Source organism: Hamadaea flava, assembly GCF_024172085.1.
Classification (GTDB): Bacteria; Actinomycetota; Actinomycetes; order Mycobacteriales; family Micromonosporaceae; genus Hamadaea; species Hamadaea flava.
This window is the reverse complement of sequence record NZ_JAMZDZ010000001.1, coordinates 5,848,746-5,860,625: the sequence shown is the minus strand read 5'-3', so window position 1 is coordinate 5,860,625 and position 11,880 is coordinate 5,848,746. Positions and strand designations below refer to the sequence as shown.

6 protein-coding genes are annotated in these 11,880 nt (G+C 66.1%); 1 reads left to right on the top strand and 5 read right to left on the bottom strand.

All coding sequences use genetic code 11. The features are described 5' to 3' along the window. Positions 1-80 precede the first annotated feature (80 nt). On the bottom strand, positions 81-425 hold the full coding sequence (locus HDA40_RS27550) for a hypothetical protein (protein WP_253760706.1): 345 nt from the start codon (positions 423-425) through the stop codon (positions 81-83). Further along, entirely contained in the window at positions 425-7,300 is a 6,876-nt protein-coding gene (locus HDA40_RS27545) for a LamG-like jellyroll fold domain-containing protein (protein WP_253760705.1), read from the bottom strand. Before HDA40_RS27545 ends, HDA40_RS27550 begins: the two co-directional genes overlap by 1 nt. Positions 7,301-8,316: 1,016 nt before the next feature. Between HDA40_RS27545 and HDA40_RS27540 the strand changes: the two genes are divergently transcribed. Next, on the top strand, positions 8,317-8,754 hold the full coding sequence (locus HDA40_RS27540; RefSeq protein ID WP_253760704.1) for a hypothetical protein: 438 nt from the start codon (positions 8,317-8,319) through the stop codon (positions 8,752-8,754). 61 nt (positions 8,755-8,815) lie between these two features. Here the strand turns inward: HDA40_RS27540 and HDA40_RS27535 are convergent, their stop codons facing one another. The 3 genes from HDA40_RS27535 to HDA40_RS27525 form a co-directional block, all read right to left on the bottom strand. Then, positions 8,816-9,157 carry a hypothetical protein gene (locus HDA40_RS27535; protein ID WP_253760703.1) on the bottom strand — a complete coding sequence of 114 codons (342 nt, stop codon included), beginning with the start codon at positions 9,155-9,157 and terminating at the stop codon, positions 8,816-8,818. Positions 9,158-9,276: 119 nt separating this feature from the next. Continuing rightward, positions 9,277-10,194 (bottom strand): phosphorothioated DNA-binding restriction endonuclease, encoded by a 918-nt coding sequence (locus HDA40_RS27530; RefSeq protein WP_253760702.1) that lies wholly within the window; start codon positions 10,192-10,194, stop codon positions 9,277-9,279. 95 nt (positions 10,195-10,289) lie between these two features. Continuing rightward, positions 10,290-11,606 carry a tyrosine-type recombinase/integrase gene (locus HDA40_RS27525; protein ID WP_253763837.1) on the bottom strand — a complete coding sequence of 439 codons (1,317 nt, stop codon included), beginning with the start codon at positions 11,604-11,606 and terminating at the stop codon, positions 10,290-10,292. Positions 11,607-11,880: the final 274 nt, after the last annotated feature.

Genomic DNA, 11,880 nt, shown 5'->3' with positions numbered 1-11,880 from the left:
CTGTTCTGCCCGGCCGTCATCGGGAGGGCCCCGCAAGACTGCGGAGCCCTCCCGAGACCAGAAATGCCGTTCGATTCGCGCTACTCGCCGGTACCCCTTTCGGATTGCCGCCGCTCATAATCAGCAAAGAAATCGGCGTTGGCCGCAGCGGACTCTTCTTGCTCTTTCTTGGTCTGTGCCCTGGGTTCAGGCTTGACCCGCGTCAAGCGCTCGTACATATGCCGGCATGCACTTTCCTCGGACTCGAAATAGGTCTCCGGGGTGAATTGCGCACGCTCATGTACACCGACCACCCAGCGCCCGTCGGCCTCCTTGGCGAGGTAGAGCGCGCCTTCACCGATCGGCCTGGGCTTACCAGGGACTCCGTAGGCGCGGTCGGGAACGCCGGCAGCCCGAAGAGCATTCAGCAGCTCGAGTGTGTTCACTATGAGATCGGCTCAATGTACCCGTTTGTCTCGAGCCACTCGGCCGAGACGGGAGACTTGATCTGCAAGGCACCTCCTGGCTGTTCGAACCACGGAGCAACCTTACTTCGTTCGAAAGTGCCGTATGCGGCTTCATCGGCAGCGGTCCACTCTTTGATCCAGCGGTACTGATGATATCCGTCTTTGACGGTGGACGGCGCGATTGCACGAGACGCGTAGTCATACGGCCCACCCGCAGGTATTGGCGAGAACCACTTTCCTCCGGTAAAGCCCCAGCGGTCCATGGTTTGGCCAACAGCAGGGCGGTAAATCTGCTCCGTGCCCGCGACGGCGTAGTTGCTTGGATACCGCCAGTTACCGGTGATCCCGAATGGACCGGACGCCGCCGGGTCCCAGTATTTGTTGATGAACTCTTCACGAGACATGGAACCGTAACGGCTCCAGCTCTTGAACTGGGCAGCGAATTCAGAAGGGATCGCGTCGCCGAGCAGTCCCTCGACCTTGAGCTGCTTGATCAGTCGGGCGAAGTCGACCATCTTTTCGAGTCGGGCCAGTATCGCACTGTCGAGGTTGAGGCCGCGGATCGTCGCAAGCGCCGACTCCATCCCATCAGCCGAAAGGATCGCGAATCGGGCGGCTCGCAGCCCTCTGGCGATTGCGGCGAACCCGTACGGTGCGGCTAGCATGGCGATGACCCAGGCGCATGCTGTCGCGCTTCCGTATTGGCTGGTCAGCCACTTTGCGCATTCTTTGAAGTCGTGGGTGAGGCTGGAAATCAAGCCTCCGATCTTCTGGTCAACGAGCTGTCCCGCCGGAACCTTGACGATCGCTGATCCGGACTCGGGGTAAGTCTCATCGAGTAGGAACGTTCCGACATAGTCGGCGTCGCAGTACGCGGTGGTGCCGGTGGCATCAGCGGAGGCGCAAGTGAGCTCATAATAGTGCAGATGCCCGCGAACATGAATCTTGTACGGAATGTCGCAGGTGTCGTTGGGGTCTGATAGGTCGTGGTAGCCGGTACAACTCCAGTCCAGGATCGTGGTCTCCTGGGTGAAGTCTTCGTCCGGGATGATCCACGCGCCCTCGAAGCCGGCGACGTTGCCGTCCCACGTTGAGGAATCCTGTTGCTGCTGTTGGCTGGTGTTCTGCTCGGCGCGGGTCGCCGCGTCCTGTGCAGCTTGGGCGTCGGCTTGTGCGTTAGCGGCTGCCGCTTCGGCTGCGTCGGCGTCGGCGTCTGCGTCGTTAGCTGCGGTACGTGCGGAGGCGGCCTCGGCTGCGGCCTGTGAAGCTGCGGTGCGTGCGCTGGCCGCGTCCTTTTCCGCTTCGGAGGCAGCTGCGCGTGCGACGGCGGCGTCGCGCTCGGCGTCAAAGGCCGCCTGTTCGGCCAGCCATGCGTCGGCCATGGCTTGGTCGACGAGTTTGCCAGCGTGTTCGGCTGCGGCCTTGGCTTCGTCCGCGTACTGGGCCGCTTGGGTCGCCGACGTGCGTGCCTCGGTAACCGCTTGGGCGGCACGTGCCGCTTGAGCTGCAGCATCTGCGGCAGCCTGGGCGGCAAGCTTTGCGTCTGCGGCTGCCTGAGCAGCGAGCTGGGCGGCCCGCTGTGCGGCTGCTTCGGCTTCGGCTGCTGTGGCGTTCGCTGCGGCGTTCTGCTGCTCGGCCAGAGTCATTGCGGTTTGGCCGACTAGCACCGCGAGGCCGGCGGCGGCGTCGCTGTTGCGGTAGGGGGTGCCTAGCTGGACCGCGTCATCGGCTGCGGTAGCTGCGGCGGACGCTGAACCGGTTGCTGCCTGTGCGGACTGGCTTGCCGCGATGGCTTTGCCCGCGGTGACTGCGCTCTCAGTAAGCGCGGCGTTAGCGGCGGTCAGCGCCGCTTCTGCGTCCGATTGGGCCTTGGCGGCTTCGGTCGATGCGGTTGCGGAGGCTTGCTCGGCCGCGCGGACGTTGCGGGCTGCTGCGTCGGCGGCTTGGATCGCGTCAGCTGCCGCGGCGTGCGCTGCCGCCGCCTGTGCCTGGGTTTGTGCGGCGTCGGCCCAGGCGCTGTCGGCGTCGGCTCGCGCCCGCTTGGCGGCAGCGGTGGCTTCGGTGGCCGCCTTGCGTGCCGCGACCGCTGCTGCCGTGGCTTCGTTGGCTGCAGACCGTGCGGCTGTCGCTGCCGAGGCGGCGGTGTTGGCCGCCGCACGAGCGGCGTTTGCTGCGGCCCGAGCGGCTTCGGCGTCGTCGGTGCCGTCTGCGGCGGCCGCGGCGGCTTCTAGCGCTTCGGCGCGTGCTTCGGCGGCGTCTCGTTTGCGTTCGGCTTCTTCGGCGTTGAGCCGAGCCTCATGTGCTCTGGCTTCCTGGGCTTCAGCGTCACGGCGTTTCTGGTCGGCAGTCTCTGCCGCCCATTGGGCGTCGGTATTTGCTGCATCCGCTACCGAACGCTGTGATTGCGCCTGGGCTTCGGCGGTTGCCGCTTTGGCACGTTCTGACTCGGCCGTTGCTCGAGCGGCGGCGGCTTTTGGCCGCTCGGCTTCGGCGGCCTGCCGCTTCGCGCGGGCATCGGCGGCGAAGGTTTCGGCCTTCTTCTCGGCCGCCTTGGCCGCGTCCATGCTGGCCTTGGCCGCGTCGGCGTTGGCCTGGGCCTGGTCGGCCTGAGCGCGGGCAGCGTCGGCGGAGACCTTTGCCTGGGCTGCGGCTTCTTGAGCGGCCGCGCGGCGGGCTTCGGCTTGCAGGGCCTTCGCTTCGACGGTCGCGAGTGAGTACAGCGCGGCGCTGTCTTCAGCGGTCGCCTTGGCGGTGTTCAGGGCGGTCTCAGCTGCCTTCTGCGCAGCGAGCGCAGCTGCGGCAGCGGCCTTTGTCACCTGGGCGGACTGTAGTGTGTACGACAGGCCGCGGCCGACGGGTGTTCCGTTGCCGACTGCGATCTGCTGGGCCTGCTCCTGCGCCGCGGTGGCTGCGTCCGCTTGGGCTTTGGCCGATTGAGCGGCTGACGTGGCGATGTCGATCTGGGCCTGAATGCGGGTCCTGACGGAGCCCAGTTCAGCCGTGGCTTGGTCGAACAACGCGTGGTCGTAGCCCCATTGATCGAATGCATCCATGTGCCCCGACCAGTACTTCTGCCACTTGAGCAGCTGCGCGGCGACCCACGCTTGTCCGATGGCCTCCACCATGGCGTCCGAGGCGGCTTGCAGATCCTTGGTCGCCTGCATCTGCGCCGTGACGATCTGTGCCCGCTGTGTGGCCTGCGAGCTCAGCTCGGCCTGCCATTCGCTGTGGGCGGTGGCGGCAACGTCGGTGAGTACCTTGTACGGGTCGAGCAGACCGTGGTAGTCGCAGCCGGCCCACCGGGCTTTAAGCGCCTCGACTTCGCTGCGGTACTCCAGCGAGCCCTTGTCCGGCGCGGTTTTCGGCGCGCCACCGTATTGCAGGATAAGGCGGACGTCATCGGCCGAGGCGTAGCTGCGCAGCCATTCGCCGTTGTAGACGAGATCTACCATGGGGTCGGCGCCGGCCTGCTCGCTCATGACGGTGATCGCTCGGTCCAGCTCGGTCTGCGAGGCGTGCGTCGTCAGATCGGCGTTCCAGGCGTTGAGAGTCTGCTCCCCGCGTTCGGTACGGAAGTCGGCGAGGTTCTGGTCGAACGGCTGGGCTCGGTCGAAGGTCATGAAGTCCTCGCCCCAGATCGGGTACGGGTCGAGGATCGTCTCCCATGACTGGTAGCGATGGTCGCGGTTGGCCAGGTAGGTGCGGGTCGCTTCGTCGTCGGCGAGGTACGCGTCGACCAGTGGGCCGCTGGCTGACCAGCCGCCGGCGCTGAGGACGTTGTGCACGTCGTCGCTCGTACCAGCCAAGGCACCCGCGATCGTGTTCTGCACGTGCTGGCCGCCGGCCTGCAGAATGAGCCCGGCCCGGCACTGTTCCAGCCGAAGTTCGCTGCCCAGGCCGTTGATCGGGCTGTAGTTGATGTCGCCGGTTGGTGGCTGCGGCGTGCCGCCGGAGGCGGCGAGCGCTGCGGCGTCGGCGTCGACACGGGCTTGGTCGGCGAGGTTGACGATGTTTGCGTCGGACTGCCGGACGGACTCGGCGTCGGTGGTGGCTGCTGCGGCGGCGTCATGGGCCGTGACGAGCCATTGCGCCGCGGTAACGCTGTCTGCTGCAGCCCGTTGAGCAGCGGAGGCTGCGACCTTCGCGTCGCCGTTGGCCATCGTCGCCACCGCTTCGGCTGAGACGGCGGCACGGCTGGCCTCGTCGGCCCGTGCCTGCGCGATGTCCGCCTGAGCCAGACCAAACGTCCTAGCCTTGCCTGCTACGAGAACGGCCAGGCCAGCTGTCTGATCGGTCTGACGGAACGGCGATCCCTGCGCCATCGCTTCATCGGCTGCGGCCACGATGGCGGCGGCCGCGTCCCGCGCCGCAGCAGCCGCCGCGGTCGCGGCGGACGCCTGCCCTGCGACCTTGGCGCTTTCGGTCATCGCCGCGTCGGCTGCACTGCGGGCAGCGTCCGCGTCGGTCTGGGCCTTCTGCGCCGTAACGGCTGCCGTGTTGGCCTCTTCCGCGGCAGCTTTGGCTTTCGATTCGGCGTCGTCGGCCTCGGCTGTGTATGCCTTGACGTCCTGCGCGGCTTGGGCGGCCTGTGCCGACTGGCTCTGTGCCACGGTCGCGGCAGCCTGAGCCTTGGCGCGCGCCTCGGCGGTCGCGGTCCCGGCCTGCTCAGCGATCAACCGCTGTTCACGCGATTTAGCCGCTGCCGCCCCCGCGAGTTGCTCAAGCTGACCGGCTTTGGTCTTCGCGATCTGTGCCCGGCTGGCCGCCGCTGTGGCGCGATCTGCCTGATCAGCGGCTTGAACAGCGGCCGCTTGTGCCTGGTCGGCCGCTTCGACCGCTGCCGCACGGCGGAACTCCGACTGCACGGCCTGCGCCTGTACCGACGACAACGTCGCCAACGCGGCGCTGTCAGCGAGTGTCGCCGTGGTGGCAGCTGCCGCGGTCGCGGATGCCTTCGCCGCAGCCAGCGCCGCCGCGGCGGACGCCTTGGCAACCTGAGCCGACTGCTGGGCGTAGGCGAGGCCACGCCCAATCGGGGTGCCGTTGACGGTCGCTGTCTGTGTTGCGGTCGCCTGCGCCGCAGCAACCCGCTGTGCCTGCACCTTGGCTTCGGCTGCGGCGGCGTCTGCGATTTGAGCTTGCTCGGACGCAAGACGTTGTGCCGCCGCGAGTTCGCTGGTCGCCTCGTCGAATAGCGCTGGGTCGTAGTTGCTCTGGGTGAACTGATCCTTGTGATCGGTCCAATACTGTTGCCAGTCCAGCAGTTGCCGCGCGATCCAGGCCTGGGCCTGCGACCTGATCAGCGCATCCGTCGCGATCCGGAGCTGGACGGAGGCTTTGGCCTCTGCGTCCACGATCCCGACTCGCTGTGTCGTGACCGCCGCGAGTTCCGCCTCGTATTCGTTGCGGGCGGTGCTGACGACGTCCGTCCACACATGGTTGTTGTCGATCGGATTGGTGGGATCACATCCGGCCCACCGCGTTTTGAGCGCTTCGACTTCAGATCGGAACGTCGTCGATCCGGGCGTCGGCGCGGTAGTCGGGAATCCGCCGTACTGGACGAAGATGCGAATGTCCTCGGCGAACCAGCTGTTGGGATCGCGGATCATCTCCTCGTTGACGAACCAGGAGATGTACGGGTCGCTCTTCTCCAACTGGTGGAATACCGCGACAGCGGACTCGACCAGGTCGGGGTTGCCCTTGGAAGGCTTCGGGATGGTGTAGTAGCTGCTATTCCAGTCCGATCGCTGCTGGTAGTAGAGCCGAACTTCGTCGGAGATATCGGTCGGGGGCTTGGCCCAGTCCGCAGGCCGCTCGGCGATCGGGTAACCGCTGACGAGCGATTCCCAGCCGGAGGCCTCCTGCGCGAAGCTGCTGGCCCGTCCCTGTCTGGCATTATCGTCGCGCTGAAGTGCCGCTGGAAGCGTCTTGTCCGAGGATGTTGCGTTGAGAGCTAGGTGACGATCGGCGGGCGTGCCTTGTAGGGCTTGAGCCGCAGTGGCTTTGACCTCGGATGCGCCAGCATGCAACCACCACGCGACCGCGCAGGCATCCTGTCGCGCTACCACCGCGGACACCGTGAGGTCGCTGATCTCAGATTCGGTCAGGGCACGCTGCCAAGCCCGGACGTCGTCGATGTAGCCGGGAAAGTAACCAGACGGGCTGCCAGCAGTTTGCCCCCGCCCGATCTGCAGGCCGCCAGTTGCCTTCCATGCCGCGGCGTGCTGAGCGGTGCCGACCTTCGTGCCGTCGATATAAAACCGCATATGGCTCGCGGCGGCATCGTAGACACCCGTCAGCTGAACCCATCGGAAGTGTTCATTGTCAGACTGGCCGTTGTCGGGGTTCGGCTGTGGGCCTACGACGAAGTCTGCGCCAGCACCCGCCGAGTCCGCCGTAGGCATGCGGAATGCCCACTTGCCGTCCGATCCAAGCTCGAGCGCAAAACCGGAAGTCTCGGTGCCATCCTGCGAGACGACGACTGCTGTCGTTGAGTTCTTCTTGAGCGATGCCCAGGCCGAGACAGTGAAAGACCGTGCGGTGTCGACTACCACTGGGCTACTCAGATAATCGCCCTCCCCATCGAGGGTCGCCGACGATCCGCCGGTCATGGACCAGCCTTGATTCGCCTCGAACAGGACGTCGCCATGAACAACCGCGTCCTTGCCGCTGACCGCCCAGTTCTTCAGTTGGGAGCCTGAGTCTGTGTCGAGCCGATAATGTGCCAACGCGCTCGTCTCATACGCCGCGCCAGTCAGCGGATCGTCCCAGAGCCACGCAGCGCGCGCTGGAAGTACGACCACATTTTGCAGAAGCAGCGACATCGCCGCTACAAGCACCAGAAGCAAACTCACGCGATGTACAGGCTTGGACCTACGCGCAGACAGACGGCACGAGCTGAGACGATCCACGACGGCTCCTTGATCAACGACCTAGCGGATCGGCACAGTAACGACACCGTTGCTCAGCTGGGGGGCCGCCCGGCCATTCGGCAAGTCGAACGGCCCTCGCTCGAATGCATAACCTGATTAACAGATCCCGATGAGCCTTCCCTTCACCGCAAGGATCGATTACTCTCAGTGATCGCCGCACGCAGCGACCGTCGTCGAATCTTGACATTCACCAGCAGATATGCAGGCGTTACGTAATCGTTATCAGTAACGCTATGTGCCTGACGTCGGACCGCCTCAAACGGCCGCTTTCTCAGCCGTGCCGCCACCGCACTGGCCGTCGATTGCCACTCGAACGGGTCTGCTGCACCGTGGCATGTGTCGTCACGCGGTCTGACTGGCTTATTGGGTTCCTGATGGTCTCGAACTCGACAGGGGTCAACCTGCCGAACGCACCCACCCGTCGGCCGACGGGTGGGTGCGTTCGATCCAGGTCACGATCCCCGTACGAGCTGGACGCGACTGCTCCAGGCCGAGGTCCTGGACGTCCTGACGAACGGGAGGACGCCAGCACCTGGCTGCGCCAGCAGCGCAACGACGATTGACGAACGGACCCCCGCTCGCCAGGCGCCGCGTGGCCGCGGCAGGCTGTTGCGTTTACAAGCCCCATCAGGAGGATGCAAACCTCCGACTTGTCAGTCAACAGCCGTGCGCTCTACCCGCTAGGCGACAAGGGAACCGTTCGCATCGAGATCCAAATCTGCGCGAAGACCTCGAAGACTCCCGCCCTGGACCGACAAAGCGCCGGCACGGCACCTGATCAGGCCTGTCCGCGGGCGAGTTCGAACCGACTGCCCCTCACCAGTCGCGCGAATGCTCTGCCCGCTGACCTATAGATATATGACGATGCCGACTCGCGCCTGGCGTCGTGTCACCGACAGTTGGTTGTTTGCCGTGGGCTGTCTCCGTACGGTGCGGTGATGCCCGCAGCGAACTCGTCACACCGCCGGATCGCGGTCGCGATCGCGGCCGCATGTATCGCCGTCGTCGGATGCGCCAGCAGCCCCTCGGAGAAGGAACAGCCCGACGCGTACGCCACGGTGAGCGCGAGCGCGACACCGACGGCATCCGCTTCCACGTCCAGCTCGCCGTCAGCGGCCCCCACCGTCTCACCGACGGTCGCCAAGGTCGTCGTCTCACCGAAACCGACCACGGTGAAACCGCCGAAGACCTCGACCAAGCCGTCTCCGAAACCGTCGCCGAAGACGTCGGCGACACACAACCACAGCGGGACAGTGGTCCCCGGTGCGTACTGCCCCGACTCCGAGCACGGCTGGTACGGCCGTAGTGCGGCGGGCAACCTCTACCGGTGTTCGTACTACTCCAGCGACGGCCGATGGCACTGGAAGCGCGTCTAGACCCACTGGGATTTGGGGAGGCAGGATTTACCTGCGACCTCCGGCTTATATGGCTGGCGCGCTACCGCGCTGCTCTACCTCCGCCAGCCAAGTCCGTGCTGGCACGCCACCTCGCGCTGATGTCGGCGGGCCGTTGATGTCCGCACTCGATGACGCGGCCTTGGTCGTCGACCACGGTTGCATAAATATCGCCCTGATCGATCCACACCGTTACGTTCTCAATCCCAGCGGCACGGTCGCCGGCATTCACCGAGTACTGGACGGTGAATGCCGACTGGTCACCGGAGTAGTCGGACCGGACCACGAAAGCTTCGCCCGGTCGAAGCCAGCGGTCCTCACCAAGCGGCTCAATCCACAATGTGAGCCATCCCGGCGTGCTATTGGTGACGGTGATCGCGGCCATGCCCACACCGTAACGCGGCAGCAAGGCTGTCGTACTGCGCTCGCATCGGCGCCTGCGACTCGGTTCTTCGACAGCATCGGAGATTGCCGGCCACACCGCGATGCGGCCGCTGCGGCTCGTCATGCGGTGAGGGGTTGCCCCTTGAAGACTTGCTCGCGGTGCCAGGCGATGTGTGGCTGAGCCGGATGTGGTGTGCCGGGCCTGCCTTGCAACTGCTGGCCGTGCAGGTCGTAGACCGCCTTGCCGGCAGTGGTTCGCGCGGTGTAGACGGTCGAGACGCACAGGCGCAGGTTGTGGTCGATGCCCAGGACGCCACGGTCGAACAGCTTGTGGTGCAGCGTGCACAGCGCCAGTCCGTTGTCGAGTGTGTCGGGACCGTCGAGGGCGAACCAGCGGACGTGAGCGGCGTCGACCCCGACCGTTGCGCCGTAGACCTGGCCGTCGAATCCGCAGAAGGCGCATTGACGATCCCAGGCTTGCAGGACCAGGTCACGCCATTTGGGGTCTCGCTGGCGTGGTGTGATCGAGTCGGGCGCTTCGTTCGGAGCACGCAGAACGGTCTCGGGGTCGAGTCCGACCGCTGTCAGGATGTCCGGGGCGACCGACCGCGGGAAGTGGCTGTCCACGAGCGTCCGCGCTGCGGATAGCAGGAGCGCCGGGTCGTTGAGCAGTACCTGTTCGAGGTTTAGCGTGAGCTGGCCGCAGGCGCCGGCAGCGTTCAGCGGTCCGATGGCGTCCATCGGCACCTCGTGGTCGAGCATCCAGATGCCGTCCGAGCGCAGCCGGGTGAACGGGTACGCGGCGGCTTGGACCCGGCTGGTCCTCGACGCCGGTCCGAACTCGGCGATCAGGTCGCCCAGGCTGCGCTGGGCGTCGGCCCACGTCAAGCGGCTCGACCCGGCCGTCGCCAGGTGGCCCAACGCCAGCAGGACCAGCAGCGGCTTGTGCGGGGCACGCCGCCCATCGCGCCGATGCTGCCGCAGTGAGGCCAGTCGAGCGAGCGCAGGATGCCGGCCGACAGTGGCTTCGTCTGCCATGCGCTGATTCTGGCATCACCCGCCGACAGCCACCGCAATCGAACCATGCCTACCAGAACCGCATACCGGCTAGCGGCGGTTCCACTGCAGCGCCGTCAGCCACCAAGTCGACCGCCCCTGTCGTGCACGGTGTTGGTGATGGCGCGATGCGGGCGTGCACGTTTGGCGCGCACAGCCTCGGCGGCACCGTCGACGGCCGCCCGGCTCTGCGCGGACAGCACACTGACATAGGTGTCGGCGGTGAACGCGTAGTTGGTGTGGCCGAGCATCTCCTGCACGACCCGGACGTCCGCGCCGGCAGACAGTGCGAGGGTTGCCGCGCCGTGGCGCAGGTCGTGCAGCCGTATCGGTGGCAACTTCAGCTGTTTGAGGAGCTCGGCGAACCGGTGGGTGAGCCAGTCCGGACGCAACGGTCTTCCGTCGGGCCAGCAGAACACAAACCCGTCGGCGGCTGGTGACGACCAGTCCGACAACCGGTGACATTCCAGCGCCTGGCTGGTGTCCCGGTCGAGGGCGATGGTCCGGACGCCGGCGTCGGTCTTCGGAAGGCTGTCGATGATCTGCCCGGTGATCTCGGTGCGCTGCCGGCACACGGTCAGCTCCCGTGAGTCGAGGTCGACGTCGATCCACTTCAGGCCAAGCAGTTCCCCGCGCCGCAGCCCCGTCAGGGCAGCCAGATGCCACAACCCGTACAGCGGATCGTCTTCGACGCCGTCGAGGAACCCGGCGAGCTGATCGACGGTCCACACCCCGACCACGGGACGCCACCCGTCCAGGCGCCAGGCATCGACCCGGTTGCGCGACCACACCGTCGGCCGCGACCTTCGACCACCCGGCAGGACCAGGCCCAGGACCGGATTCCATCGCAGCACCTGTTCACGGACAGCGATGTTGAGGCTGCGGCGCAACGTGGCTCGGATCCGCTGCAACGTCGCCGGAGCTAGCGGGTCGGCATACCGGTTGACCCGTTTCCCCAAGCCGTCGAACAGGTGTTGGATCTCTCCCGTGGTCAGCTCCTGCAGCGGAATCCGGCCGATCCCCGGCGACAGGTACTCGACCACATGCGACCGGTACGCCTGCCACGTCGTCGGCCGCACCGTGCCCTCGATATCGGCCAGCCACGAATACAGCCAATCACGGACCGTGGCGACCTCACCGAACCGCTCATGCAGATCGTGATCGGCAACCGCGTTCCGTGCCGCCTGTGCCGCGGCCGGTGAGTCGTAGCCGCCGCGGCGCAACCGGATCCGGTGTCCGCGCGGATCGGTGGCCTGGACAGCGAAGTACCAGGTCCCATGATCCGGATCTGCCAGCCGTGGGCAACGACTCCCCCACCGCCGGCCCGTCGCCGGATCCTTGCAACCACACCGCCGGTAGACGCCGTCCGGTTGCCCGCCCACCTTGTCGATCATCACGCTCACCCGCCTCCAGTGAGACCTCTACCGGGGGGTGAGTCAGAGACTCTGACCAGGTAACGAAGCTACCGTGGCTGGCTGCGATCACCCGCAGAGTCCGCTGAGAACATGATGAACAACCCTCCGAAGGAACGACCGTGCGCATCGGCACGCTTAGAGCACGCGCATGAGTGGTTCGACCGTCCGTGTGGGGGACGCCGGTTCGCCCACTGTCTTCCGTCGATCAGCCGTCCAGATCGCCCAGAAGCGGCGTCTTGCCAGACGGCGGAAT